The sequence below is a fragment of the Glycomyces amatae genome, assembly GCF_020991375.1.
In the GTDB taxonomy this organism is placed as follows: domain Bacteria; phylum Actinomycetota; class Actinomycetes; order Mycobacteriales; family Micromonosporaceae; genus Glycomyces; species Glycomyces amatae.
Genome location: NZ_JAJLQZ010000009.1, coordinates 183756 through 210465 on the forward strand (window position 1 = coordinate 183756; position 26710 = coordinate 210465).

General features: G+C 72.7%; 25 protein-coding genes. 12 read left to right on the top strand and 13 right to left on the bottom strand.

Annotated features, from left to right (window positions below):
- Nucleotides 1-277: 277 nt before the first annotated feature.
- On the top strand, nt 278-922 hold the full coding sequence (gene pnuC, locus LO763_RS15960) for a nicotinamide riboside transporter PnuC (RefSeq protein ID WP_230786079.1): 645 nt from the start codon (nt 278-280) through the stop codon (nt 920-922).
- Complete coding sequence (locus tag LO763_RS15965) at nt 919-1998, top strand: AAA family ATPase (protein ID WP_230786081.1); 1080 nt, start codon at nt 919-921, stop codon at nt 1996-1998. The genes pnuC and LO763_RS15965 overlap by 4 nt, the downstream gene beginning before the upstream one ends.
- Here LO763_RS15965 and LO763_RS15970 read toward each other — a convergent pair.
- The 7 genes from LO763_RS15970 to LO763_RS16000 form a co-directional block, all read right to left on the bottom strand.
- Nucleotides 1995-3956 carry a potassium transporter Kup gene (locus tag LO763_RS15970; RefSeq protein WP_230786083.1) on the bottom strand — a complete coding sequence of 654 codons (1962 nt, stop codon included), beginning with the start codon at nt 3954-3956 and terminating at the stop codon, nt 1995-1997. The two genes, LO763_RS15965 and LO763_RS15970, sit on opposite strands and share 4 nt — an antisense overlap.
- A 174-nt stretch (nt 3957-4130) precedes the next feature.
- On the bottom strand, nt 4131-4691 hold the full coding sequence (locus tag LO763_RS15975; RefSeq protein ID WP_230786085.1) for a hypothetical protein: 561 nt from the start codon (nt 4689-4691) through the stop codon (nt 4131-4133).
- 129 nt (nt 4692-4820) lie between these two features.
- Nucleotides 4821-5156: a hypothetical protein gene (locus LO763_RS15980; RefSeq protein WP_230786086.1), complete on the bottom strand. Its 336-nt coding sequence runs from the start codon at nt 5154-5156 to the stop codon at nt 4821-4823.
- 194 nt (nt 5157-5350) lie between these two features.
- Nucleotides 5351-5899 (bottom strand): PadR family transcriptional regulator, encoded by a 549-nt coding sequence (locus tag LO763_RS15985; protein WP_230786088.1) that lies wholly within the window; start codon nt 5897-5899, stop codon nt 5351-5353.
- A 144-nt stretch (nt 5900-6043) separates the two neighbouring features.
- Complete coding sequence (locus tag LO763_RS15990; RefSeq protein ID WP_230786089.1) at nt 6044-6607, bottom strand: hypothetical protein; 564 nt, start codon at nt 6605-6607, stop codon at nt 6044-6046.
- A 47-nt stretch (nt 6608-6654) separates the two neighbouring features.
- Nucleotides 6655-7995 (bottom strand): UDP-N-acetylglucosamine 1-carboxyvinyltransferase, encoded by a 1341-nt coding sequence (locus LO763_RS15995; protein ID WP_230786091.1) that lies wholly within the window; start codon nt 7993-7995, stop codon nt 6655-6657.
- Between the two features lie 87 nt (nt 7996-8082).
- Nucleotides 8083-9015 carry a LysR family transcriptional regulator gene (locus LO763_RS16000; RefSeq protein ID WP_230786093.1) on the bottom strand — a complete coding sequence of 311 codons (933 nt, stop codon included), beginning with the start codon at nt 9013-9015 and terminating at the stop codon, nt 8083-8085.
- A 488-nt stretch (nt 9016-9503) separates the two neighbouring features.
- Here LO763_RS16000 and LO763_RS16005 point away from each other — a divergent pair, with 488 nt between their 5' ends.
- The 9 genes from LO763_RS16005 (at nt 9504) to LO763_RS16045 (ending at nt 17078) form a co-directional block, all read left to right on the top strand.
- A complete protein-coding gene (locus LO763_RS16005; RefSeq protein WP_230786095.1) occupies nt 9504-9884 on the top strand; it encodes a CBU_0592 family membrane protein in 381 nt (126 codons plus the stop codon).
- A 36-nt stretch (nt 9885-9920) separates the two neighbouring features.
- A complete protein-coding gene (locus LO763_RS16010; protein WP_230786097.1) occupies nt 9921-10568 on the top strand; it encodes a response regulator in 648 nt (215 codons plus the stop codon).
- Nucleotide 10569: 1 nt separating this feature from the next.
- Nucleotides 10570-11181 carry an IMPACT family protein gene (locus LO763_RS16015; protein ID WP_304608833.1) on the top strand — a complete coding sequence of 204 codons (612 nt, stop codon included), beginning with the start codon at nt 10570-10572 and terminating at the stop codon, nt 11179-11181.
- A 31-nt stretch (nt 11182-11212) separates the two neighbouring features.
- A complete protein-coding gene (locus LO763_RS16020) occupies nt 11213-12169 on the top strand; it encodes a glycoside hydrolase family 43 protein (RefSeq protein ID WP_230786100.1) in 957 nt (318 codons plus the stop codon).
- A gap of 48 nt (nt 12170-12217) precedes the next feature.
- On the top strand, nt 12218-12943 hold the full coding sequence (locus LO763_RS16025) for a TetR/AcrR family transcriptional regulator C-terminal domain-containing protein (RefSeq protein ID WP_230786102.1): 726 nt from the start codon (nt 12218-12220) through the stop codon (nt 12941-12943).
- 145 nt (nt 12944-13088) lie between these two features.
- The gene (locus LO763_RS16030) at nt 13089-14546 is read left to right on the top strand and encodes an FAD-dependent monooxygenase (protein WP_230786103.1); all 1458 of its coding nucleotides are present in this window, start codon (nt 13089-13091) and stop codon (nt 14544-14546) included.
- A gap of 74 nt (nt 14547-14620) precedes the next feature.
- Nucleotides 14621-15148, top strand: coding sequence for a MarR family winged helix-turn-helix transcriptional regulator (locus LO763_RS16035; RefSeq protein WP_230786105.1), 528 nt, complete (start codon nt 14621-14623; stop codon nt 15146-15148).
- Between the two features lie 3 nt (nt 15149-15151).
- Nucleotides 15152-15979, top strand: a complete 828-nt coding sequence (locus LO763_RS16040) for a DMT family transporter (protein ID WP_230786107.1) — start codon at nt 15152-15154, stop codon at nt 15977-15979.
- Between the two features lie 94 nt (nt 15980-16073).
- On the top strand, nt 16074-17078 hold the full coding sequence (locus tag LO763_RS16045) for an NAD(P)-dependent alcohol dehydrogenase (protein WP_230786110.1): 1005 nt from the start codon (nt 16074-16076) through the stop codon (nt 17076-17078).
- Nucleotides 17079-17141: 63 nt separating this feature from the next.
- On the opposite strand, the gene arfB is transcribed toward LO763_RS16045, so the two are convergent.
- The 6 genes from arfB to LO763_RS16075 form a co-directional block, all read right to left on the bottom strand.
- Nucleotides 17142-17561 (bottom strand): alternative ribosome rescue aminoacyl-tRNA hydrolase ArfB, encoded by a 420-nt coding sequence (gene arfB / locus LO763_RS16050; protein ID WP_230786112.1) that lies wholly within the window; start codon nt 17559-17561, stop codon nt 17142-17144.
- Nucleotides 17562-17570: 9 nt separating this feature from the next.
- Complete coding sequence (locus LO763_RS16055) at nt 17571-18617, bottom strand: aminoglycoside phosphotransferase/kinase family protein (protein ID WP_230786116.1); 1047 nt, start codon at nt 18615-18617, stop codon at nt 17571-17573.
- A gap of 39 nt (nt 18618-18656) precedes the next feature.
- The gene (locus LO763_RS16060) at nt 18657-19820 is read right to left on the bottom strand and encodes a hypothetical protein (RefSeq protein ID WP_230786118.1); all 1164 of its coding nucleotides are present in this window, start codon (nt 19818-19820) and stop codon (nt 18657-18659) included.
- A 71-nt stretch (nt 19821-19891) separates the two neighbouring features.
- On the bottom strand, nt 19892-20956 hold the full coding sequence (locus tag LO763_RS16065) for a hypothetical protein (protein WP_230786120.1): 1065 nt from the start codon (nt 20954-20956) through the stop codon (nt 19892-19894).
- Nucleotides 20957-20992: 36 nt separating this feature from the next.
- A complete protein-coding gene (locus LO763_RS16070; protein ID WP_230786122.1) occupies nt 20993-23485 on the bottom strand; it encodes a DEAD/DEAH box helicase in 2493 nt (830 codons plus the stop codon).
- Between the two features lie 52 nt (nt 23486-23537).
- Nucleotides 23538-24338, bottom strand: coding sequence for an exodeoxyribonuclease III (locus LO763_RS16075; protein ID WP_230786123.1), 801 nt, complete (start codon nt 24336-24338; stop codon nt 23538-23540).
- 90 nt (nt 24339-24428) lie between these two features.
- Between LO763_RS16075 and LO763_RS16080 the strand changes: the two genes are divergently transcribed.
- The gene (locus LO763_RS16080; protein WP_230786125.1) at nt 24429-26693 is read left to right on the top strand and encodes a hypothetical protein; all 2265 of its coding nucleotides are present in this window, start codon (nt 24429-24431) and stop codon (nt 26691-26693) included.
- Nucleotides 26694-26710 lie beyond the last annotated feature (17 nt).

Consider the following 26710-nt stretch of genomic DNA (forward strand, 5'->3'; position numbering starts at 1 on the left):
TCAAGCCCCGAGAAGCGCTTGCAATCAGACTCTATTCATTAGATATATCGACTCCGAGGTTTAGCACCTCCTCCATGGACCGGCGCCGCGCAGAGCCGAGAAGACGAAACGGCGACAGCTGTGCTGTCACTCATCCTCGACAGCGGTGCCGCGTCCCGTTCCGTGAATCCGATCCGATACCGCTGGACACGGATGTGGCCCATGTGCTTCCATGCGTCATGGACGCGTCCCCCGCGCGCCGACGCCCCCGAGTCCGGCCCCGGAGAGGACCGCCCCGATGAACGCCCTCATGGACGTGCTCAACCTGCCCCTGTTCACCTTCTACGGCGCCGCCTACCCCACGACCCTCGCCGAAGCGCTCGCGTTCGTGACCGGCGCGCTGTGCGTGTGGCTCGTCGCCCGCCAGCACCTCGCCAACTGGGGCATCGGCATCGCCAACTGCCTGCTGTTCATCCTGATCTTCACCGACAGCGGCCTGTACGCCGACGCCGCCCTCCAGCTGGTGTTCATCGCCCTGGGCGTCTACGGCTGGTGGAACTGGGTGAAGGGCGCGGGCGCCGCCGCCGTCGCGCTCCCGGTGAGCCGCACCGGCCGCCGCGAGTGGATCGGCCTCGCCGTCGCCGGCGCGGCCGGACTGGCCGCGATCACGACGCTCCTGGCCGTGGCGACCGACTCGACCGTGCCCTTCTGGGACGCCCTGACCACCGTGCTGTCGCTGCTGGCGACGTACGGCCAGTGCCGCAAGCGCGTCGAGTCGTGGTACCTGTGGATCGCGGCCGACATCGTCTACGTGCCGCTCTACGCCTACAAGGGGCTCTACCTCACTGCGATCCTCTACGTCGGGTTCATGGCGCTGTGCGTGGCGGGGCTGCTCGCCTGGCGCCGGGACCTGCGGGTCCGGCCGGTGGAGGCGGCCGCGTGAGCCGGCCCGAGCACGGCCTGGTCCTGGGCAAGTTCTACCCGCCGCACGCCGGCCACCACCACCTGATCCGGACCGCCGAGGCCGGGTGCGAGCGGTTGACGGTCCTGGTCAGCCACGCCACCGTGGAGTCGATCCCGATGGAGGCGCGCATGGCCTGGCTCCAGGAGGCGCACCCGGGCGTGCGCGTCATCGGCGCGGTCGACGACGTCCACATGGACCTGCATTCCGAGGAGGTCTGGAACGCGCACATGGCGGTCTTCAAGGCCGCCGTGCCCGAGCGCGTCGACGCGGTCTTCACCTCCGAGTCCTACGGGGAGGAGCTGGCGCGCCGCTTCGGCGCCGTCCACGTCGAGGTGGACCTGGACCGGGCGCGGTTCCCCGTCTCGGGCACGAAGGTCCGCGAGGATCCGGCCGGGTGCTGGGAGTACCTCGAGGGGCCGGTGCGGGCGGGGCTGGCGCTGCGGGTGGTCGCCGTGGGCGCGGAGTCGACCGGGACCACCACGGTCGCCGAGGATCTGGCCGCGCATTACCGGGGCCGGGGCGGGGTGTGGGCCGCGACGCGGTGCGTCCCCGAGTACGGGCGCGCCTTCAGCGAGGAGAGGCTCCGGGCGCTCCGGCGCGAGCGCCCGGGCGCGGTCTGGGCGGACGTCCGGTTCGCCACGGAGGACTTCCCGGTGATCGCCGAGCGGCAGAACGCGCTGGAGGAGGCCGCGGCCCGCGAGGGCGGGCCGGTCCTGTTCTGCGACACCGACGCGTTCGCGACCGCGGTCTGGCACGAGCGGTACGTCGGGGGCCGCAATCCGGGGGTCGAGCCGTTCGCCGCGGCCCTGCGCCACGACCTGTATCTGCTGGCCGACCATGAGGGCGTGCCGTTCGAGGACGACGGCCTGCGCGACGGCGAGGGGCTGCGGCCGTGGATGACCGGGCGTTTCGAACAGGAGCTCGAGCGCACCGGCCGCCCGTACGTGATGCTCCGCGGCCCCCGTGAGGCGCGTCTGGCGCAGGCGGTGGCGGCCGTCGACGAGCTGATCGGCAGGGGCTGGCGGTTCGCGGCGCCCCTGCCGGAGTACCGCTAGACCTCGATGCGGGAGCCGACGATGACGGTGCGCTCCCTGGGGAGGCGGAAGTGCTCGGCGGCGTCGGCGGTGATGTGGGAGGTGGCGATGAACAGGTGCTTGCGCCAGGCGGCCATGGTCGGGGCGGTGCCGACGCGCAGCTGGATCGCCGAGAGGTAGTAGACGGCCCGGTCCAGGTCGAGTTCGCGTCCTTCGGTGTGCTCGGGTCCGACCGCGTGCAGCGCCGAGGGCACGTCGGGGGTCTCCATGTACCCGTAGCGGGCGGTGACGTGGAGGATGGCGTCGCGTTCGTGGACGAGGGCGTCGACGGCGATGCGCTCTTCGTCGGGTACGCGCGGGACCGGTTCGGTCTCGACCGACAGGATCACGATCTGGGAGTGGCGCACGCAGGTGTGCTCCAGGACGGAGCGCAGGGCGAGGGGGGCGGTCTCCTTGCCGCGTCCGAGGAACACGGCGGTGCCGGGGACGGTGGCGGTCTTGCGCCGGCTCTTGCGCAGGCCGTCGACGAAGGCCTGGAGGGGGCCTTCGCGGCGTTGGCGTTCGGCGGTGACGACGGCGCGGCCGCGCTGCCAGGTGACCATGACGGTGAAGGCGGTGACGCCGATGAGGAGCGGCAGCCAGGCGCCGTGGACGATCTTGGTGGAGCTGGCGGCGAGGAAGAGCAGGTCGATGCCGAGTAGGAGGCCGCCGCCGAGGGCGAGGGCCCAGCGGGGGGTGCCCCAGCGGATGCGGGCGACGTAGAGGAACAGCAGCGAGACGATGGTGATGGTGCCGATGACGGCCATGCCGTAGGCGAAGGCGAGGGCCTCGGAGGTGCGGAAGGCGAACACCAGGACCAGGACGGAGGCCATGAGGAGCCAGTTGATCCACGGCACGTAGATCTGGCCGTAGCGGTGTTCGGAGGTGTGGGCGATGCGCAGGCGGGGGAGGTAGCCGAGTTCGGAGGCCTGGGCGGCGACGGAGTAGGCGCCGCTGATGACGGCTTGGGCGGCGATGACGGTGGCGGCGGTGGCGAGCAGGAGCAGGGGGATGCGGAGGGGTTCGGGGGCGAGGAGGAAGAAGGTGCCGGAGACGTTGTCGGTGTCTTCGAGGATGAGGGCGCCTTGGCCCATGTAGTTGAGCAGGACTGCGGGGAAGACGATGAGGAGCCAGGCGCGGGAGATGGGTTTGCGTCCGAAGTGGCCCATGTCGGCGTAGAGGGCTTCGGCGCCGGTGAAGGCGAGGACGACGGCGGCGAGGGCGAAGAACGCGATGCGGAAGTGGCCGGCGACGAAGTCGAGGGCGTAGGCGGGGGAGAGGGCGCGGAGGATGCCGGGGTGGCGGGCGATGCCGCCGATGCCGAGGAGGGCGAGGGCAGCGAACCAGAGGGCCATGACGGGGCCGAACCAGCGGCCGATGACGGCGGTGCCGCGGCGTTGGAGGGTGAAGAGCAGCACGATGATCGCGATGGTGGCGGGGATGATGAGGGGTTCGAGTCCGGTGCTGACGGTCTTGACGCCTTCGACGGCGGAGAGGACGGAGATGGCGGGGGTGATCATGCTGTCGCCGAGGAAGAGGGCGGCGCCGAAGATGCCGAGGGCGGCGAGGGTGAGGGCGGCTTTGCGGCCGCGGCCGGCGGGGTGGCGGCGCAGGAGGGTGATGAGGGCCATGATGCCGCCTTCGCCGTCGTTGTCGGCGCGCATGGCGAGGCCGACGTAGAAGGCGGTGACGATGATGGTGACGGACCAGAAGACGAGGGAGACGACGCCGAAGACGTTGGCGGTGTCGACGGGGACGGGGTGGGGGTCGTCGGGGTTGAAGATGGTCTGGAGGGCGTAGATGGGGCTGGTGCCGATGTCGCCGAAGACGACGCCGAGCGCGCCGATGACGAGGGCGAGGCGCACGGGGCTGCGGCGCGGTGCGCCGGGGAGCGGTTCGAGGGCCGGGGCGGGCGGTCCGGGGTCGGTTCGAGCGGTCACGGGTGAAGCTCCTTTCGGAGCCGGACCCTAACGCGTCGGGGCGGCTTGCGGGCTGCTCAACGGGTGGTCTTCGGGTTTTCATACGGCTTCTTGACGCTCGTCGGGCCGTTCTTGACGCGTCGTTGACGCGGGGTCGGCCGCCGCGGTCTTCGGGGACTGCGGCGGCCGTGGGGCTCATGCGGTCGTGAAGTAGAAGCCGGGCTGGCTGATGGGCTGCCAGTCGACGAGGTGGACCAGGGCGCGGTCGGCGCCGTCGGTGGGGATCTGGGCGCAGGCGGCGCTGGAGGCGGTCCCGCCCTGTTCGACCGCGCCGCCGGTGTTGTAGCCGGGGGGCACGTTGGCGCCGCAGTCGTCGTAGAAGACGCCGTCGATCCAGACGGTGACGACCAGGTCGGTCCGGAAGCTGTTCTCGGGGTCGTCGCCGTCGTAGGTGCCCTCGTAGGTGACCATGGCGTACTGGTGGCCGGGGTCGGGTTCGGTGGCCAGCATGCCGGTGGCCTCCATGATCTCGTCGGTCGCGTCGAGGTCGACGCCGGTGATGGTGACGGTCCAGCCCAGGGCTTCGACGCTGCTGCCGAGGTCGAGCGGGGTCTCGGGGGTGGTGCCCTGTGCGGTGTCGCCGTCGTCGGTACTGGTCGTCTCGGTGTCGGTGCCGCCGCAGGCGGTGAGTGCGAGGACGGCGGCGGCGCCGGCGGCGAGGGCGCGGAGGCGGCGGGGTTCGGTTGCTCGGGGCATGTTCGGGGCCTTTCTGCGGGTGTCGGTGGGGGGCGAGCCGCGGCAAGGGGCACCTCGGCTCGTCCTAGTGGTGTTCGGGGGTGGCGGGCGGGGTCCGCGGGGGAGGAGGGCGGGCCCCGCCCGCCGGGTTCATGCGGTGGCGGTCACGGCGATGCCGCCGAGCGCGAGGGCGCCGTACATGTAGGGGAACCAGCGCATGGGGAGGAAGAAGAGGGTGTCGCGGCGGCGCAGGACCATTTGCCGGCCGGTCCGCTGGTCGACCATGGTGCGGGGCGGGTTGCGGCGTTCGAGCCAGCGGTCGAACCACCACAGCAGGGCGGCTCCGGCGATGCCGCCGACGATCATCCCGACGCCGCCGGCCGCGGGTCCCTCGAGCGGGGTGACCGCTTCGGTCAGGCCGAACATCGCTCCGATGAGGAGCGCGGGGACGAGCGCCAGGATGCCTTTGCCTTGCCAGATGAGCATGAGTCTTCGGGTCCGTTTCCAGTGGTGGCTTCGGTCGCATGGGTTCGCGGCGATACCGGGCGGGGCCGGGGCCGGCGGGAGGTACGCCTGCGGCTCGGCCGCGTCGTCTCCAGGAAGGGACCTTATGCGGCGGGTCTTGCCATTCACTTGTCATGCGGTGGGTGCGAGGACCGGACGGTCCTCGCACCCCGCGGTTACGCCGCGGTGAAGCCGGCGCGGCGGTTGAGGTCGGTGATCTGGCCGTCGAGCCAGTCGATCTCGGTGAGGTTGGTGGACCGGTGGATCTGCATGAGTCCCTTGCGGAAGGGTGATTCGAGCCGTTCGGGCGGGATCGGGGTGCCGTGCTCGTCGAAGAACAGCTGGGCGGGCTGGTCGAGGAATTCTCTCCGGCGGGCGAGTACGAGGGCCTGCTCGCGCGGGTTCTCCAGGTGGTGGAGGAATGCGAGCAGTACGTACCACTTGTTGTCGTCGGTGATGAAGCCCGGTTCGGGGTCGCGCAGCCATCGGCGGAGCTGGTCGGTGCCGGTCTGGGTGATCTCGAGCATGTGCCGGGGGGCGGCGACCGAGCCGGGGGCGGTGCGCCGGGTGAGGCACTGGGCGTCCTCGAGTTTCTTGATGGTGGGGTAGAGGGTGCCGTCGGCGACGGGCCGGACGTGTCCGGCGAGGCTGGCGACGCGGTTCTTGAGGTCGTAGCCGTGGAGCGGGAAGTCCCGCAGGAATCCGAGTATGGCCATCTTCAGCATCGGCCCAGTATCGCACTTTCTACAAGGTATATCGACTCCGAGACAAGATGTCTCGGCGAAATGCACCTCTCAGCGACTTCAAAGAACGAGCACGGGCTCCGCCCGCGCCCTCACCGGCAAAACGACGGTCTCGGTCGGCTGGGGTTAGAGGATGTCGAAGTACCACAGGGCGAGCCAGGCGGTGCCAGCGAGGAAGGCGATGAGGAGGAGCAGGACCAGCCAGCCGGCGGCGGCTTCGAAGACGCTCGGGCGGCCGGTGTCGCCGGTGGCCGCCACCACGGGCTCCCATACCGCGTCGTCGAGGATGCGCATGGGGGCGATGGCCTTGGCCGGCGGGTACCAGGCGCGGGGCTGGGCCTGGGTCGCGGTGCGGTTGGCCGGTTGGAGGCGGCCGCGCCGGTTGTAGGCGAACAGGGCCACTTCTGATTCGTCGGCGAGTGCGGCGACCGGTGGGCTGACGGGCATGGAGGTGTACAGGCGTCTGCGGCGGTCGGGGGAGCCGGTGCCGATGATCATGGGGATGTCCTCGGCGGTGGCCTCCAGGCCGGGGGCTTTGACGGCGGCGACGGTGCGGGCCGATTCGACCGTGGCCTCCCATTGCGGGCTGGGGAGCGTCTGGCCCTCGGTCTTGTCGAGGTGCCGGAGGTGGGCCTGGACGAGGCTCAGGAGCGCGTAGGTCTGCGGGGGCACGTCTGAGGGCATGTTCATGAGTGGAAGTGTCACATACGGTGGCGCGGCGGGGTGGTGTCGTCCGGTCAGAAGGGTTCGATCTCGGCGCCGAGGCGGTGGAGGCGTTCGGCGAGTTGTTCGTAGCCGCGGTGGATGACGTTGATGTGGCGCAGTTCGGAGACGCCGCGGGCGCGGAGCATGCCGAGGAGGAGGACGACGGCGGGTCGGAGGGCGGGTGGGCAGACGACTTCGGCGCCGGTCCAGCGGACGGGGCCTTCGACGTGGATGCGGTGGGGGTCGAGGAGGCGGACGCGGGCGCCGAGGCGGTTGAGTTCGGTGAGGTAGATGGCGCGGTTCTCGTAGACCCAGTCGTGGATCATGGTGGCGCCTTCGGCGCAGGAGGCGATGAGGGCGAAGAAGGGGAGGTTGTCGATGTTGAGGCCGGGGAAGGGCATGGGGTGGATCTTGTCGGAGGGGGCGTGGAGGTGGGAGGGGAAGACGGTGAGGTCGGTGAGGCGGGTGCGGCCGTTGGCGGCGAGGTATTCGCCGCTGCGGGTGTAGACGAGGCCCATTTCTTCGGTGAGGGCGAGTTCGATTTCGACGAATTCGATGGGGACGCGGCGGACGGTGATCTCGGATTCGGTGACGATGGCGGCGGCGAGGAGGCTCCAGGCTTCGATGGGGTCTTCGGAGGGGGCGTAGTCGATGTTGGCGTTGATGTCGGTGCGGCCGTGGACGGTGATGGTGGTGGTGCCGATGCCGTCGACGCGGACGCCGAGGCGTTCGAGGAAGAAGCAGAGGTCTTGGACCATGTAGTTGCAGGAGGCGTTGCGGATGGTGGTGGGGACGGGGTGCCTGGCGGCGGCCATGATGGCGTTTTCGGTGACGGTGTCGCCGCGTTCGGTGAGGACGATGGCGCCGGGTGGGTCGACGTGGTCTTTGACGGTGGCGTGGTAGACGCCTTGGGCGGCTTCGACGGCGAGGCCGAAGCGGCGGAGGGCGACCATGTGGGGTTCGACGGTGCGGTCGCCGAGTTTGCAGCCGCCGGCGAAGGGGAGGTCGAATTCGGGGTAGTCGTGGAGGAGGGGGCCGAGGAACATGATGATGGAGCGGGTGCGGCGGGCGGCGTCGGCGTCGATGCGGGTGAGGTCGAGGCGTTCGGGCGGGGTGAGGCGGAGGTCGCCGTCGTCGAGCCATTCGTAGTGGACGCCCATGGAGGCGAGGACGCGGAGGATGCGGTTGACCTCTTCGATGCGGGCGACGCGGCGGAGGGTGGTGGTGCCGCGGTTGAGGAGGCTGGCGCAGAGGAGTGCGACGCCGGCGTTCTTGGAGGTTTTGACGTCGATGGAGCCCGAGAGGAGGGCGCCGCCGCGGACGCGCAGGTGCTGCGGGGTCCGGGTGCGGCCGGTGCCGTCGTTGTCGAACATTGGGTCAGCGTAACGGAGTTTCAGTGTCCAGTAGGGGCGATCGGTGGGTCTGGTGTCCCTGCTCAGGCGTGATGGTGGGTGTTGGGTTCACATTTCGGGGGCGGGGCCGATGCCTTCGGCGGCGCGGACTTGTTCGTCGAGGAGTTCCATGACGGCGGCGACGGCGGGTCGGCGGGAGCCGCCGCGGAGGGTGACGGCTTGGAAGTGGCGGTAGGGGGTGAAGGGGCCGGTGACGGGGACGCGGATGAGGTCGAGGTGGTGGGGGAGGTCGACGAGGCGGGGGATGAGGGCGACGCCCATCCGGTGGGCGACCATGACGGCGATGACGAGCCATTCGCGGGCTTCGCCGGTGACGGTGGGGCGGAAGCCGGCGTTGGAGCAGGCGGTGAGGACGTGGCGGCGGTGCATGGAGCCGGGGACGCCGAGGACCCAGGGTTCGCGTTCGAGTTCGCGCAGGTCGGCGCTGTCGGCGTCGGCGGCCCAGTGGCCGCCGGGGACGACGAGGTCGAAGGGGTCGGTGAAGACGGTCTGGGCGTCGAAGCGGATGTCTTCGGGGGGCGGGTTGTCGGGGGTGGCTTCGACGAGGGCGAGGTCGGCTTCGCCGGCGAAGAGGAGGTCGAAGCTCTCGGTGGCTTCGGCTTCGCGGAGCCGGAGGTGGAGGGCGGGGTATTTGTGGCGGGCGGTGTCGACGAGGGGGGCGAGGAGGGTGGCGATGGCGGTGGGGAAGCCGCAGAGGCGGAGCATGCCGGAGGGTTCGCCTTCGGTGGCCTGGAGTTCGGCTTCGGCGAGGCGCCACATGGCTTCGATGGCGTCGATGTGGGCGATGAGGACTTGGGCGGCGGAGGAGAGGCGGACGCCGCGGCCGACGGGTTCGAGGAGGGGGACGCCGAGGTCTTTGGAGAGCAGGCGGATCTGCTGGGAGGCGGCGGAGGTGGACATGTGCAGGGCTTTGGCGGCGCCGGAGACGGTGCCGTGGTGGGCGATGGCCCGCAGGACGTGCAGGCGGCGGAGATCGATCATGTGTGGCCTCCCTCCCTTTAGTGATTGCTTCACGATGAGTTTCGCAAACTAGCGACGCCGAGGTGTTGTAGCCCGGTCGAATGGGACCTTAACCTCGATCGTGAGCGTGTTCGGTCGCGCGGGTGCCGTCGGTGTGGCGGGCTCGGCGGGCGCTCGTCCCAGAAGTTCACCGATGTCTTGTGAGGAGGACACGGTATGCGTTGCTGCCCGTTTTGTGGTTGGCCTGATGATGATCCGGTGACGACCGTGTCCCGGCACCGGAGCGCGTCGGGCGTGACGGTGTGGACGCGGTGCATCTGCGGTTCGTTGCAGTCGCGGGTGCGTCGTGGCGGGTCGCTGGTGGTCTGCGCTCGGAGTAGACCGGTGGGCCCTCGGGCCGCTGCCGCGTAATCCCCTTTCGTTTCCTTTCCCTTTTTTCTTTTCTGTCAGTGCCGTGCCCGGGGGTGCGGGGCTGTGTCCTGCCTGCGCGAGTTTTTTGAGGATTTCTCATGCACGACTTCGATGTCCGCATCATGCTCCAGATCTGCGGTGCGGTTCTGGCCATCACCAACTACCTGCTCGTTCAGACCCACCGTGTGAAGGCGACCAGTCCGGTGTCGCTGAGCATCGTGATCTCCTCGTGCGCGATCCTGTTGACCTCGGCGGTCATGGGCCTGGACTGGGGCCTGATCCTGCTGGAGGGGACCTGGCTGGTGATGGTGGCGGTGACGATGGCCGTGCGCGGCCGGGAGGCGCTGCGGCGCGCAGTGCTGGAGCGGGAGGCGGTGGCCTCGGCGGTGCCGGCGCCGGTGCGGATGGTGCCCGAGCCGGTCGAGCCGGCGCTGGAGCCGGTGGCGGCGCGTGAGCTGGAGTTGGCGGCGGCGGCCTAGCCGCGGCGGCGGGCCTGGGCCGGTTAGGCTCGGGGCGTGGCTATCCGAGTGCTGATCGCAGACGACCAGGAGATGGTCCGGGCAGGGTTCCGGGCCATCATCGACGCCCAGGCCGATATGGAGGTCGTGGCGGACGCGCCGGACGGGGTGGTGGCGGTCGCGCAGGCGCGGCGGCTGAAGCCGGACGTGTGCCTGTTCGACATCCGGATGCCGCGCCTGGACGGTCTGGAGGCGACGCGGACGCTGCTGTCGGGGGCGAACGGGTCGGGTCCGCGGATCGTGGTGGTGACGACGTTCGACACCGACGAGTACGTGTACGGGGCGCTGCGGTCGGGGGCGACGGGGTTCTTGCTGAAGGATTCGGGTCCGACGCTGCTGGTGGAGGCGGTGCGGGCGGCGGCCAGCGGTGAGTCGCTGGTGTCGCCGTCGGTGACGGTGCGGCTGCTGGAGCGGTTGAGCGAGCCGGTGTCGTCGGGTCCGAAGGCGGTCGAGGTGCTGACCGAGCGGGAATTGGACGTGGTGGAGCTGGTGGCGCGGGGGCGGACGAACGCGGAGATCGCGGCGTCGCTGTTCGTGTCGGTGTCGACGGTGAAGACGCATCTGGAGGCGGTGCGGGCGAAGCTGCCGGCGCGCAACCGGGTGGAGATCGCGGCGTGGGCGTGGGAGCACGGGGTCGTGGGCTGAGTTGCGTGCGATAGCGGCGGAGTCGGTGACCGAGACGGTGGTGAGCCGTTCGCGGTTCGTGTGCGCGCTGTACCGGGTGGACTCGGAGGGGGCGGCGCGGGAGCGGATCGAGGCGCATCGTCGTGCGCATTGGGACGCGTCGCACAACTGCACGGCGTACGTGGTGGAGGAGGGCCGGTCGGCGCGTTCGTCGGATGACGGGGAGCCGGCGGGGACGGCGGGGGTGCCGATGCTGGAGGTGCTGCGGGCCCGGGGGTTGACGGACGTGCTGGCGGTGGTGACGCGGTACTTCGGGGGTGTGAAGCTGGGCGCGGGCGGGCTGGTGCGGGCCTACGGGGGCGCGGTGTCGGCGGCGTTGGACCAGGCCGGGACGGTGGCGCTGGCGCGGTGGCCGCGCCTGGAGGTGCGGGTGGGGTACGGCGAGGCGGGGAGCCTGGAGGGGCTGCTGCGGCTGCGTGAGGACGTGCGGCTGCTCGAGGTGGTGTTCGGGGCCGAGGTGGTGTTCGACCTGGCGTGCGCGGACGCGGAGATCCTGGTGGACTGGGTGGCGTCGCAGACGGCGGGGGCGGCGGTGGTGGTGCCGGCGGGTACGCTGCGCGTGGAGTTGTCTTGAGTTGAGAGGACCGATGGTGACCCACCAGGTTGTGATCGATAACAAACTGCCGAACCCGTTCATCCTGGAGCGGGCCGACCCACAGATCACCCGGCACGAGGACGGCCGCTACTACTTCACCGCGACCGTCCCGGCCTACGACCGGATCGTGCTGCGCGGCGCCGACACCCTCACCGGGCTGCGGGACGCCGCCGAGACCACCATCTGGACCCGCCACGCCGAAGGCGCCATGGGCTCGCACATCTGGGCGCCCGAACTGCACTGGATCGACGGCGCCTGGTACGTCTACTTCGCCGCCGGCGAGGCCGAGGCGGCCACCGCCGACGTGTGGCGCATCCGCATGTACGTCCTGGAGAACCGCAGCCCCGACCCGCTCACCGGCACCTGGGTCGAGAAGGGCCCGATCACGACCCCGGTCGACTCGTTCGCCCTGGACGCGACCACCTTCGCCCACGCCGGGCGCCGCTACCTGTGCTGGGCCCAGCACAACCCGGCCCTGCCGGAGACGAACACGAGCCTCTACCTCGCCGCGCTCGCCGACCCCTGGACCCTCGCGACCGCGCCGGTCGAGCTCTCGCGCCCCGAACTGGACTGGGAGACCGTCCGCTTCGCCGTCAACGAAGGCCCCGCCGCCCTCGTCCGCGGCGGGAAGGTCTTCCTCACCTACTCGGCGGCCGGGACCGGCGCCGAGTACTGCGTCGGCCTGCTCAGCGCCGACGCGGACGCCGACCTGCTCGACCCCGCCTCCTGGACCAAGAGCCCGACCCCGGTGTTCGCCACCAGCGCCGAGGCCGGGATCTTCGGCCCCGGCCACAACGCCTTCACCGTCGACGAGGACGGACGCGACCTGCTGGTCTTCCACGCCCGCGCCTACGCCGAGATCGAAGGCGACCCGCTCGACAACCCCGACCGGCACTGCCGCGTCCAGCCCTTCGGCTGGCACGAGGACGGCACCCCCGACTTCGGCCGGCCCCTCCCCGAGCAGTAGGCGCCCGCCCGGCGGGATCTAAGCTGGTCTGGCGCGAAAGGGGCGGACGTGGCAGCAGAAGCAGGGACCGGCGCGCCGGCCCGGTTGAGCCGGGACCGGGTGCTGCGCGCCGCCGTCGCCATCGCCGACGGCGGCGGCATCGGGTCGCTGACTATGCGCGGCCTCGCCGAGTCGCTCGGGGTCGAGGCGATGTCGCTGTACCACCACGTGGCCAACAAGAACGCGGTCCTCGACGGCCTGGTCGAGGTGGTCATGGACGAGATCGAGACCGCCGTGGCCGCCGCGGGCGGACCCGAGCCCGAGGCGGACTGGCAGGGGGCGATGCGCGTCCGCGTGCTGGCCGCCCGCCGGGTGCTGCTGCGCCACCCCTGGGCGCCGGGCGTGTTCGAGACGCGCACGGGCACGAGCCTGGCGGTGGTGCGCTACTTCGACGGCGTCCTGGGGCTGATGCGCCGCGGCGGCTTCACGTACGAACTGGGCCACCGGGCCCTCCACGCCCTGGGCAGCCGGGCCCTGGGGTTCTCCCAGGAGCTGTTCGACCCCGGCGCGGTCGACGCCCCCCCAGCGCCCGCAGCGGCCATGGCCGCGATGGCCGACCAGGCGCCGCACCTGGCCGCCATGATCGCCGACGCCTCCCACGGCGGGGCGGTACTGGGCTGGTGCGACTCCCAGGCGGAGTTCGAGTTCGCCCTCGACCTCGTCCTCGACGGCCTCGAACGCCTCCGCGCCGCCGGCCCCGAAAACCGGTCGACACCGCCGCGCCCGGGCCGCTAGCCTCCACTGGACCGTGACACCGCCCGAGGAGGTGAGACCCATGAACGCAGGATCGACGTGGGTGCTCCCCTTCGCGTCACGGCCGAGCGACTGACACCGCCGTCGCCGGAGCGCCCGAACTGAAGGCACTCCGAAAGGCCGCACCATGAACGCTTCGCCGTTCCCCACCGACACCACCGCCGCATACGATGTGATCATCGCCGGCTGCGGGCCCACCGGCGCGATGCTCGCCGCCGAACTGCGCCTGCACCGGGCGAGGGTCCTCGTCCTGGAGCAGGAGACCGAGCCGGCCTCACCGGTGCGCATCGTCAGCCTGCACGTGCGCACCCTCGAACTGATGGCCATGCGCGGCCTGCTCGAGCGCCTCCTCGCGCACGGCCGGCAGCGCCCGGCCGCCGGGCTCTTCGCCGCCATCCCCGCCCCCGCGCCCGACCTCGACTCCGCCCACGCCTACCTGCTGGGCCTGCCGCAACCGGTCGTCGTCGACCTGCTCGAAGCGCACGCGGCCGACCTGGGCGCCGAGGTCCGGCACGGGGCCGCCGTGACCGGGCTCGAACAAGACGAGGCGGGCGTGAGCGTCGCCCTGGACAGCGGCGAACGCCTGCGCTCGCGCTACCTGGTCGGGTGCGACGGCGCGCGCAGCACCGTGCGCCGCCTGCTCGGCGTCGCCTTCCCCGGCGAGCCGGCCCGGACCGAGACCCTCATGGGCGAGATGCGGCTCGACGCCGCACCCGAGGCGATCGCCGCCGCCATGGCCGCACTGCGCCAGACCCCCCACGGGGTCCGGCTGCGGCCCTTCGGCGAGGGCGTCTACAGCGTCGTCGTCCCCGCCGCCGGTGTCAGCGACCGCGCCGCGCCGCCCACGATCGAGGACTTCCGGGAGCGGCTGCGCGCCGTCACCGGCACCGACTTCGGGGCGCACTCGGCGCGCTGGATGTCGCGCTTCGGCGACGCCACCCGCCTCGCCGAGCAGTACCGCATCGGGCGGGTGCTCCTGGCCGGCGACGCGGCGCATGTCCATCCGCCCCTGGGCGGGCAGGGCCTCAACCTGGGGGTGCAGGACGCGTGCAACCTCGGCTGGAAACTGGCCGCCCAGGTCCGCGGCTGGGCACCGGCCGCGCTCCTGGACACGTATGCGGCCGAACGGCGCCCGGTCGCGGCGGACGTGCTGGACAACACCCGCGCCCAAGCGGCGCTGTCGGCCGACGAAGCGGGCGCGCGGGCGATGCGGCGCCTGCTCACCGAACTGATCGGCTTCGACGCGGTGAACCGGCACCTGACCGCGAAGATCGCCGCGATCGACCTCCGGTACGACTTCGGCGAGGGCCCCGACCTGCTGGGGCGCCGCCTGGGCGACCTCGATGTCGGAGGAGGCCGCCTCTACGACCTGCTGCGCCGCGGCCGCGGCCTGCTCCTGGACCGCACCGGGAAGCTGGGCACCGGCGGCTGGGCCGACCGGGTCGACCACGTCGCGGACCCGGATGCGGCGCTGGCGGCGCCGGGCGTGCTGCTGCGCCCCGACGGGCACGTCGCCTGGATCGGCGACGACCAGGCGGCCCTTGACGAGCGCCTCGCCCGCTGGTTCGGCGCACCCGCCCGGTAGCGCCGAAACGGCCGCAGCGGCGGTCTGGGGTGCCGGCGCGTCCTACTGCGCTCCCCACCCCTCTATCATGCATATTGCATGATATTGAGCGGACGGCGAACCTGCTCGGCGCGGCCTCCCTGGCGTTCACCGACCTCGCCGCGGACGGAGCCGTGCGCGTGAGGCGGCTCAGCACGAGCAGCGCCGCGGCACTCGCCTCCCTGTTCGCGAATCCGGGACTCAGCGTGAGCGAGCTCGGCAGGCGGGTCGGCCTGAGCCAGCCCGCCGCCGCCCGCATGGTGGACGCGCTGGAATCCGACGGACTGGTGGAGCGCGTCCCCAGCACCGTCAATCGACGGTGGGTGACGGCGCGGCCGACCCCGCAAGGGGAGCGGCTCGCGCGGCAGCTGCTCGAGGGCCGCAACGCGCCGCTGGTCGAGGCCGTGGCGAAGCTCGACGAAGGCGAGCAGCGGACGCTGGCCGGGCTGCTGGAGAAGATGCTGGTGCAGCTCCACGAGGAGGTCGGCCAGGGCCAGCGGATCTGCCGGCTCTGCGACCGGGAGCGCTGCACGCGCTCGGCCCCCTGCCCGGTGGGGCGGGCCGAGCGCGCCGGGGAGCCGTAGCCGATGGGCATCGCCCTGGCGCTGGCCTCGGCGCTGAGCTACGGCGTCTCCGATGTGCTCGGGGGACTGGCCGCGCGCCGCGCCGCCTTCATGCGCGTGGCGCTCGTCGGGCAGATCGGCGGGCTCGGCGCGGCCGCGCTCCTGCTGCCGGCCCTCCCGTCCGTGCCCCTGCAGGGCGCGGACCTCGTCTGGGGGGCGGGCTCGGGCGTCGGCACCGGACTGGCCATGGCGTTCCTCTTCCGCGGCATCGGCCGCGGCGCGATGTCCGTCGTGGTGCCCCTCAGCGCCGTCGGGGGCGTCGCGCTGCCGGTCCTGGTCAGCACGGCGTTCCTCGGCGAACGCCCGCCGTGGCCGGCATGGGCGGGCCTGCTGGTCGCGCTGCCCGCGCTGTGGCTCATCGGCAAAGGCGCCGAGGGGGCGGGCCCCGCCTCGCGCGGCGCCGTCTGCGACGGCCTCGCCGCCAGCGGCGGCATCGCCCTCCAGTACCTGTGCCTCGCCCAGGCGGACGCGGCCTCCGGCCTGTGGCCCGTGCTCAGCGGCCGCGCCGCGGCCATCGCGACGATCCTGGTGGCCGCGGCGGTGCTCCTTCGCCGTACCGCTGCGCGCGACGACGCCCCGCGGTCCCCCTCGGTCCTCGCGCTCAGCGTCGGCGCGGGCGTGCTGGCCGCCTACCTGTTCGCGCTGCGCACCGAGTTCATCACCGTCACCGTCGTCTTGTCCTCGCTCTACCCGGTCGTCCCCGTCATCGTCGGGCTCCTGTTCCTGGGCGAGCGGCTGCGCCGGTCCCAGGCCGCGGGGCTGGCCGCGGCAGTGCTCATCGCGGTGGCGTGAGCGCGGAGGGCCGCGGCGACGGGCCGGGCCTTGACGGGCTTACGTTGTAAGGCTATCGTGAACCTTACAACGTAAGCCCCTCGAAGGAGCGGTCATGAAAGCCGTCACGCAAACCCGCTACGGCGCACCCGAGCAGGTGCTCCGCCTCGAAGACCTCGCCCGCCCCGCACCGGGCCCCGGCGAAGTCCTCATCCGCCTGCGCGCCACCAGCGTCAACACCCCCGACTGGATCGCCGTCGCCGGCGTCCCCTACCTCCTGCGCCTCCAGGGCCGCCCCGCCGGCGCCGTCCGCGGCACCGACATCGCCGGCGACGTCGCCGCCCTCGGCCCCGGCGTCGACGACCTCGCCGTCGGCGACCCCGTCTTCGGCTCCGCCTGGGCCTCCAAGACGACCCGCGCCGGCACCTTCGCCGAGTACACCGTCGCCCCCGCCGCGCAGCTCATCGCCAAACCCGCGAGCCTCGCCTACGAGGACGCCGCGGCCGCCGTCATGTCCGGCCTCACCGCCCTGACCGCCCTCACCGAGACCGCCCCCGCACGCGAAGGCCAACGCATCCTCGTCAACGGCGCCTCCGGCGGCGTGGGCACCTTCGCGATCCAGATCGCCAAGCACCGCGGCGCCCACGTCACCGCCGTCTGCGGACCGGACAACCGCGACCTCGTCCGCGGCCTCGGCGCCGACCGCGCCATCGACTACACCACCGAGGACTTCACCACCGGGCAGGACCGCTACGACACGATCCTCGACAACGTCCTGAACCACCCGCCCCGGCGCGCCCTCCGGACCCTGGCCCCCGGCGGCGTCTACATCCCCAACAGCGTCGGCAACACCGGCGGCCTCCTGGCCGGCCTCGACCGGTTCGCCGGCGCCGCCCTCCTGGGCCGGCTCGGCCGCGCCGACGTCCGCACCACCGACGCCGCCTGCACCCGCGACCGCCTCGCCGCCCTCGCCCGGCTCCTGGAGACCGGCGCCGTCACCCCCGTCATCGACCGCGCCTACCCGCTCGAGCAGACCGCCGCCGCCGTCGCCCACATGCTCGGCCACCACGCCCGCGGCAACATCGTCATCACCATGCGGCCCCGACCCGCCCGGTCGTAACACGACGGGCCCTGCGAATACCGCACCGGCATTCGCAGGGCCCGCAACACGGCGAGCCCGCCCCTAATCAGCGGTGTCGCGGCGCAGGCGCTTGACCTGCGAGCGGCGACGCTTGTCCTCCAGGCGCCGCCGCTTCTGGCCCTTCGAGGGCTTCGTGGCCTTGCGGACCGGCGGCGGCGCCGCGATCGAGCGCCGCAGCAGCTCGCCGAGGCGCTCCATCGCCGCCTGCCGGTTGCGCAGCTGCGAGCGGAACTCCGAGGCCGCGATCACCACCGTCCCCTCCACCACGCGCCCGCCCAGGCGCGCCAGCGCCCGCTCCTTCAACGCCGGCGGCAGCGCCGTCGTGGCGGCCAGGTCGAACACCAGCTCCACCCGCGAATCAGTGGTGTTGACCCCCTGCCCGCCCGGGCCCGAGGCACGGGAGAAGCGCCACCGCAGTTCGGCGTCGGGAACGGTGAAGCGGTCGGTGATCGGGACGGGCATGACAGTCCTTCACGTCTCGAGTGCGGCGCGGGCCCAGCGGACCAGCATCGCGAAGATCGGGCGGCGCCGCTCCAGCACGAGCGCGTCGTCGCTCTCGGCGTCGTAGTCGGCACTGGCGGTCGACCGCCCGGCGGCCAGGCCCGCCAGCATCGCCGGGGCCAGCCAAGCGTACTTGGCCGCACCCGTCGCCGCGACGGCCCGGCGCGTCGCGGCCTCGTTCCGGTACCCGGCCCCGGCCAGGCCCTCCAGATAGGCGCCGGTGAGCGCCTCCTCGGTGTCGGCCAGCGCCGCGACCGGCCGGAGGCCGTCGAAGAACGTGTCGGCCACGAGGTTGGCCAGATCCTCGCCGACGGCGCCGCCACCGGTGAACGACCAGTCCAGCAGGACCGGCACGTCGCCCCGGCGCACGAGGTTCATGGGCCACACGTCCAGATGGGCGACCGTCTGCGGCAGCGCCTCGGCGACCGCGAACAGGTCGCCGCGGCGCTCCCAGACCGTGCGCAGGCCCGCACGCAAGTCCTCGGGCCAGTGGGCCGCGGCGAGCGGATGGTCCCAGTCGAGGGGACCGAAACCGCGGCGCCCGGCGTACTGGCGCAGGAACCGCCGCGAATGCCACGGCTGCTCGGCACCGGACATGTGGAGGGCCCCGGCGGTGCCGAGGCGGCGGGCCAAATCGGCGAGCATCGGCGTCGTCCAATGACGGCCCGGAACGCCGTCGAGCGCTTCGAGCCACAACTCCAGGCTCCCGTCAGGACGCTCCCCGGCCGCCAGGAGCGCCGGGGCGCCGATCCCGGCCTCGCGCCCGTACGCGGCGGCGAAACCGGTGGTGTACGCCAGGTACTCGCGGCGCCAGTAGTTCCAGTGCCGCGGATCACGCGAGGCGGGCCAGTGGTCGTGGCCGCCCCCGTGCGGCGTCAGGTGCTTGAGGACCGCCTCGCCGCCGGGCCCCGAGAGGCGCCAGATCCCGCCGGTGGCCTGATTGCCGGTGTTGTGGCGCAGCGCGGCGGGCCAGTCGAACGGCACGCCGATGGGGGAGTGGCGAAGGTCGGTGAGCACCCGAGGATTCTGCCACCCGGGAGCCGATCCGGCACGGCCTTATTCAGCGCTGCGGCGCGTCCGGGCCGCGGCGGCGCCGTAGCGCGACTCCCACACCTGCTTGGCGAACCGCTCGACATCGCGCTCGACATCGCGCTCGACATCGCGCTCGGCCCTGCCGGGCCGGGGCCCTGCGTCGGCGGTGTCGCTGCGGCGCAGGGCCTTCCAGCGGGGCCGGTCGGAGTCGAGCCCGACCACCGTCCCGAGCCGGGCCCCGGCCCGGCCGCAGGTGGCCACCCGCGCCCAGGGCCGCCCGGCCACCAGGGAGAACCGCAGCTTGCGGCCGCCGATCCGCTTGAACGCCACGACGCGCCCGGGCGCCAGGACACTGCCGGTGGCGAACGCGAAGGCCACCATCGTCACCGCCATCAGCGCCATGACCGCGTGCACCCAGTACCGGGGGTCGAGATCGGCCGCCCCGCCCCGGGACCACATGGAGGTGACGGCGATGGCCGAGGCGAGCACGAGCGTCAGCAGCGTCGGCGCGTCGGGCCAGCGCCGCATGAGGCCGCCGGTGCGCCGCACCCACCCCAGGCGCACCATCCCCATGGCGAAGCGGCGCAGCGGCTCCCCGGTCGTGAACGGCGGCATCGTGATCAGCAGCCCCACGCCCGCCAGGGCCGCGGCGATGGCGAAACCCCACCACCGCGGCGACATCCACCCCGGGCAGTCCGCGCACCCCGCGTCCCAGGCCCGGTCGAACACGTCGGTCATCAAGCTGATGGTCACCGCCGGGCCGACCGCGGCCACCACCCAGCGGGTCGACTCGGCCGCCGCCCTGGTGACGGTGTGGTTGACCATGGCCAGATTGATCGCGTAGAACAGCGACAGCACCCCCGGGCCCAGCACCAGGCCCGACAGGCACAGGCCCAGCAGCGCCTGCCGGGGCGAGTGGCTCTGACTGGCCAGATGCGCGTACAGGAAGGCGCAGATCATCAGCGAGCACATCGCGTAGAAGAGGGTCTTGACGATGAACTTCGGTTCGATGCGGCCGGTGTCGCGGCCGCCGTCGGGACGGGCGTCCTGGCGTCCGAGGTAGAGCACCAGGGCCGTGAAGGCGAACCCGGCCAGGACGGCCGCGAGCGAGCCGTACATCTGGGCCGAGGGGCCGTTGTCGGGCAGGACCGCCTGCAACTCGTGCGCGTCGATGCGTATCGCCTCCACCGTGGGGTAACGGGGCAGGCTTCGCATTATGGCGCGGGCCGTCAAGTCCCGCCCCGCCCGAGCCCCCGGCGCTACCGGTCGAGGTCGGACAGTTCGCGCATCCATTCGGGCCCGGTGTCGGTGTGGCAGCGCCCGGGGGCGGTGTCGCAGGTGCGCAGGTCGGCGACGAACGCGAGTTGCAGCGGCTGAGGGCGGCCGAGGGTGGCGTCGTTGTAGCGTGTCCATCCGGACAGCGCTGCGGCCTCGGCTGCGATGAACGGCCCGGTAGAGAAGCGGCCGGGAGCGTCGGCGATGGGAGCGCAGGCGGAGACGGGCAACGGCGGGGCCGGGGCGTCGGCGACCGGTGGTGCGAGGCCCGAGCCGTAGTCGGGGTCGGCGGTCAGGTCGACGATCGGTGTGTCAGCTCCGCAGGACCAGCGCCACCGGCCGTAGGGTTCGCCATAGTCCATCGGCGACCACCAGGTGCGCCACAGACCTGATTCGTAGGGGTCGCCGGTGTCCGCGCCGATGCCGATGTAGTCGAACAGCATCGCGTCGGTCGTGGCCGGGATGAGCTCGGCGGTCTGGGACAGGTACAGGTGCGTCGGCTCCCAGTCGGTGTCGCCGGTGTCGCCGCGGCCGGGGTAGGTGTCGGCCTGCGGTTGGTTGTCGGCGCGTAGGCACAGGGACACGATGGTGTCGCCGCTGTCGCGGACGGGGTCGCCGATGACGGCGGCGGCCAGGCAGCGGGTCTTCTCAGCGGTGTCGGCCCAGGCGGTGACGCCGAGGCGCAGGCCCGCACCGTGCCGGTCGGTGTAGGTCTCGACGCGGATCGCGGTAACCGTCAGGTCTCGATCCCAGGCGGCCGCAACGACCAGCGGCTCCCCGTCGACATGCGCGGTCAAGGCCGCTCCGCGGGCGTCGGTGCCGTCGGGCAGGCGGTCGGTCAGGTGCGATGCGGGTGCCCCGATCGCAGCCTGGATCTGGTCGGCGTCCCAGTCGAACCGGTCCGCTTCCTGGAAGAACGCCACAGGAGTGACGTCGGCGGCCAGTCGCGCCGCCGGAACCAACGCGAGGGCGGCCGCTGCGGCGATCACGGCCCAGCGAGGCCATAGCAGGGGTCCCCCGAGGGCCCGGGGGGTGAGGAGTCGGGGCATCCGGTGATGCTACCGATCCCGCTCACCCCCTGCGGTTCACCGCTGGTCGGAGAAGTCCTGCACGGCCATGACCACCGTGCCGGTCTCGTCGGAGGCGTCGAGGTCGACGGTGAAGACCATCGCCCAGTCGCGGTCCCCGGCGGGGTCGTCGACGGTCTGGCGGACCGTCCAGGTCCGCCCGGTCTTGGCGATGTCGAGGAACTCGGCGCCGCGCGCGGCACCGGTGGTGCCGATGTCGTCGTGGGCGGCGAAGTACGCCTCCAGGGCCGCGTCCCACTTCGCGGTCGGCCAGCCGGTCTCCAGGGCGGCGAGGGCGTCGACGCGGTCGGCGGCGGCGAGCTCGACATGGCGGAACGCGGCGTTGCGCACCGCGATGGTGAAGGCCCGCTCGTTGTCGGTGAAGGCCCGCGCCGGCCGGCCGGTGTCGATCTCCTCCTCCTGGTCGGCCGGGTTGGTCAGCTGCTCCCACTCGTTGATGAGCGAGGAGTCGGTCTGGCGGATCGTCTCGCCCAGCCACGCCGACAGGTCGTCGAGCTCGGGCCCGCCGGTGTCCTCCGGGAGGGTCTGGACCAGGGCCTTGTAGGCGCTGGAGAGGTAGCGCAGCAGCAGGCCCTCGGCGCGGGGCAGCCCGTACAGGCCGATGTACTCGCCGAAGCTGAGGCGGCCCTCCCAGATCTCGCGGAGGATCGACTTGGGCTCGAGCTGGTAGTCGGCGGCCCACGGGTGACCGGCCTTGTAGGCGTCGAAGGCCTCGTCGAGGAGGTCGGCCAGCGGCTTGGGGTAGTCGACCTCGGTGTCCTCGAGCTGGTTCATGCGGTCGTAGTAGTCCAGGCCCTCGGCCTTCATCGCCGCGATCGCCTCGCCCTTGGCCTTGTTGCGCTGGGCGGCGAGGATCTGCCCGGGACCCTCCAGGGTGGACTCGACGATGGAGACGACGTCCATGGGGTACGTGTCCGACTCGGGGTCGAGCAGTTCGAGGGCGGCGAGCGCGAACGGCGCGAGCGGCTGGTTGAGCGCGAAGTGGTCGGGCAGGTCGACGGTGAGCTTCACGGTGCCCTCGTCGATGGTGATGATCCCGGCCTCGCGCAGGGTCCGGGCGATGGTGAGCGCGGTGCGGGCCATCTTCAGCTGGGTGGCGCGGTCGGCGTGGGAGTCCTCGATGAGGGTGCGCACGTGCTCGAAGGTGTCGCCGCCGCGGCCCAGGAGGTTGATGAGCATGGCGTGGGTCATGCGCATGCGCGACACCAGCGCCTCGGGCGGCGCCTCGGCGAGGGCCGCGAAGGTCTCGTCGGACCAGCCGACGAACCCCTCGGGGGGTTTCTTCTTGGCCATCTTCTTGCGCTTCTTCGGGTCGAGCCCGAACTTGGCCATGGCCTTCTCGTTCTCGATGACGTGCTCGGGGGCCTGGCAGACGACGAAGCCCTCCACGTCGTAGCCGGCGCGCCCGGCCCGGCCGGCGATCTGGTGGAACTCGCGGGACCGCAGGCGCCGGGTGCGGCGGCCGTCGTACTTGGTCAGGCCGGTGAAGACGACGGTGCGGATGGGCACGTTGATGCCCACGCCGAGGGTGTCGGTGCCGCAGATGATCTTGAGCAGGCCCTGCTGGGCGAGGCGTTCGACCAGGCGCCGGTACTTGGGGAGCATCCCGGCGTGGTGGACGCCGATGCCGGAGCGGACCAGGCGGGCGAGGGTCTGCCCGAACTTGGTGGTGAACCGGAACCCGCCCAGCGCCGCGCCGATGGCGGCCTTGGCGTCCTTGTCGACCAGGTTGAGGCTCGAGAGGGCCTGGGCGGTGTCCAGGGCCGCGGCCTGCGTGAAGTGCACGATGTAGGCGGGGGCGCGGTCGGCGCCTGCGAGGTTCTCGACGGTCTCGTGGAGGGGGGTCTTGCGGTATTCGTAGTGGAGGGGGACCGGGCGGGTGGCGGAGGCGACCAGGGCGGTCTCGCGGCCGGTGCGGCGGGTCAGGTCCTCCTGGAAGAACGCCGTGTCGCCGAGGGTGGCGGACATGAGGGTGAACTGGGCGCGGTGGAGTTCGAGGAGGGGGACCTGCCAGGCCCAGCCGCGGTCGGGCTCGGCGTAGAAGTGGAACTCGTCGGCCACGACCGAGTCGCAGTCGAGGGCGGCGCCCTCGCGCAGGGCCAGGTTGGCGAGGATCTCGGCGGTGCAGCAGATCAGCGGCGCGTCGGGGTTGACGGCGGCGTCGCCGGTGAGCATGCCGACGTTCTCGTGCCCGAACTGGTCGCACAGTTCGAAGAACTTCTCCGAGACGAGCGCTTTGATCGGGGCGGTGTAGAAGGAGGTGCGCTGGTTGGCGAGGGCGTTGAAGTGGGCGGCGGCGGCGATGAGGGACTTGCCCGAGCCGGTGGGGGTGGCGACGATGGTGTTCTGGCCGGTGCAGATGGCCAGGAGGGCCTCTTCCTGGTGCTCGTAGAGGACGATCCCTGCGTCGTCGGCCCATTGGGCGAAGGCGGTGTAGACGTCGTCGGGTTCGGGCGCGTCGCTCGCGGGCAGGTAGTCGATGAGGCTCACAGGGGTCAATGGTGCCCGGCCGGCCTACCGGTCGGCCAGCCGGGGCCCGCCGCTAGTGGTCGTAGGTGACCAGGACGGGGGCGTGGTCGGACCAGCGGGCGTCGTGGCTGGCGGCGCGGTCGACCCAGGCCTTGACGGCCTTCGCGGCGAGGCCGGGCGTGGCGACGTGCAGGTCGATGCGCCAGCCGGTGTCGTTGTCGAAGGCGCGGCCCCGGTAGGACCACCACGAGTAGGGGCCCTCGACGCCGGGGTGGAGGGAGCGGACGACGTCGATGAACCCGTGCGTGCCGTACAAGGCGGTGAGCCAGTCGCGTTCGACCGGGAGGAACCCGGCGGACTTCTTGTTGGCCTTCCAGTTCTTCAGGTCGGCCTCGGCGTGGGCGATGTTCCAGTCCCCGCACACCAGCAGCTCGCGGCCCGAGGCGGCGGCGCGGGCGGCGGCGGCGACGAGGTAGTCGGCGAAGACGGCCATGAACCGCTCCTTCTCGACCTGGCGGGGCGTGTCGGTCTCCCCCGAGGGCAGGTAGAGGCTGGCGACGGTGAGGCCGGGCAGGTCGACCTCGGCGTAGCGGCCGTGCGTGTCGAACTCGTCCGACTCGAAGCCGATGCGGGCGGCCTCGGGCGCCTCGCGGGTGAGGACGGCCACGCCGGCGCGGCCCTTCGCGGCGAGGGAGGGCGCGATCACCCAGTGCCACCCGCCGGCCGCCAGGGCCTCGGGCGGGATCTGGTGCTCGTCGGCGCGGACCTCCTGGAGCAGCACCACGTCGGCTGCGACGGTGTTGAGCCAGGGCACGATGCCCTTCTTGGCGGCGGCGCGGATCCCGTTGACGTTGGCGGTGGCGATGGTGCGCATGCGCCCACCCTAACCCGCAGGGCCCGGCGGGCCCGGCCGCGGCGCGGGAGGGACCGGGACCGGACGCGAGGACCCCATAGACTACGTGGCATGACGACGGTGGCGCGGGCGCGAATGCCCTGGGGCAGTGCACGGGTACGCCTGGCCGCGGCCGGCCTGGCCGCCGCGGTGGCGGCGCTGGCCGTCCCCGGGACCGCCGCCGCGGCCGAACCCGAGGCCGAGGGGATCATCATCGTCGGCATCCCGGGCCTGGCCTGGTCCGACATCGACCCCGAGACCACCCCGCACCTGTGGGACATGGCCGGCGAGGGCGCCTCGGCCGCGATGAGCGCGCGCACCATCGGGTCGTGGACGTGCCCCGAGGCCGCCTGGGTGAGCCTGGGCGCCGGGGAGCGGGCCGGCGGCGCCGCGCCCCGCGACGCCCAGTGCGAGGCGCAGTCGCAGCTGGCGGCGCCGACCGGGGAGGACGGGGCGTGGACCGTCCCGGCCTGGCCCGACCTGGTCGAGGCCAACAGCGCGTTCAACTACGGGGCGCGGCTGGGGTCGCTGGCGGACGCGGTCGCCGACATGGCCGCCGCCCGCGAGGCCGCCGAACCGCCGCTCGAGGTCGAACCGGGGTCGTGCGTGGCCGGCATCGGCGACGGCGCCGCCCTCGCGGCGGCCGACACCGCAGGGCGCATCGCGTTCTGGGCGCCGGGGCTCGACGCCCTCGGCGCGGCCATGGACACCTGCGACATCGTCATCGTCGACCCCGGCGTCGTCATCGGCGACACCGCCGACAACGCCCCGGACACCGCCACCGACTACGACCAGCTCGGCGAGGACGACACCGAGGTCGGCACCGACGAGACCGGCGGCGAGGACGAGCCCGGGGAGATCGCGCCCGAGGCCGACCCGGTCCGCGCCGCCGCCGCCGGGGCCGCCGACGACGCGGTCGGCGACGTCGACGACCGCCTGCCCGAGGGGTGGCGGCTCATGGTCGCCGGCATCGCCGACGCCTCGGCGCCCTCGGCCCTGCACCCGGTCCTCTACACCGGCGCCGGCGTCGAGGCCGGCGGCCTGACCTCCTCGACCACCGGCCGCGACGGGTACGTCCAGCTCGTCGACCTCACCGCCACCGCCCTGGCCGTGGTCGGCGCCGACCTGCCCTCCACCGTCGCCGGCGCCCCCGTCACCGTCCTGCCCGACCCCGATCGCACCAGCGGCGAGGCCGTCGCCACCGGCGTCGACGAGACCGCCGCCTCCAGTGCCGTCGCCGAGGTCTCCTGGCCGTTCTACGTGACCCTCTCGGCGATCGGGTGCGTCATGGTCGCGGCCGCGGTGTGGCTGCTGTGCGGGACCGACCGGTTCCGGGGCCTGGCGCGCACCGTCTGCATCGCGGTCGCCGCCGTCCCGGTCGCCGGCGTGGCCGCCGGCATCCCCCCGTGGTGGCGGTCCGAGCACCCGACGCTGATGTTCTGGGGGCTCATCGCCGCCGGGACCGCCGCCGTCACGATCGCCGCCTCGCTGCCGTGGACGCGCCGCGGGGCGCGACCGGCGCTCCTGGTGGCCGGGATCGCCGCCGGGCTCATCGCCGTCGACCAGGTCTCGGGCGCCACCTGGCCCCTGCACACGCCCATGGGGTACACCGCGCAGGCCGGGGCCCGCTTCACCGGCCTGGGGAACTACGCGTTCTCGGTCCTCGCGGCCGCGGTCATCCTGCTGGTCGCCTTCACGCCCTGGCGGGGCCGGGCCCGCATCTGGGGGCCGGTCGCCATCGGCGTGTGCGCCGTGGTCATCGTCGGCGCCCCCATGCTCGGGCGCGACATGGGCGGCACCCTCACCCTCGTCGCCGCCGGGATCCTCACCTGCCTGAAACTGTGGGGGCGCCGGCTGTCGATCGCCGCGCTCGCGGCCGCCGGCGGCATCGCCTTCGGCGTGTTCGCCGTCGCCGGGTTCCTCGACTACCTGCGGCCCGAGGAGGACCAGACCCACCTGGGCCGGTTCGTCGCCTCCGTCCTGGACGGCTCGGCGGCCCAGATCCTCATCCGCAAGGCCGACGCCGCCATCGGCACCATCGGCAACTCGCTGACGTGGATCTCCCTGGCCGCCCTCATCGGCGCGTTCGTCATCTGGCGCCGCCGCGCCCCGATCGGACGCGACGCCGTCGCCGCGGCCGTGATCGGCCTGACCGCCGTCGCCGTCATCGGCGCCCTGGTCAACGACTCCGGGATCGCCATCCCCGGGTTCACCATCGCCCTCGGGTTCGGGCTCCTGGCCGTCGCCGTCGGCCCCGCCGCCGCGCCCGCCGCCGCGGTCCCCGGCTCCGAAGTGGCCGACGCCCGCCCGCGCACCCCCGGTCCGGCCGCGAACTGACCCGGGGCGAGTAGGGT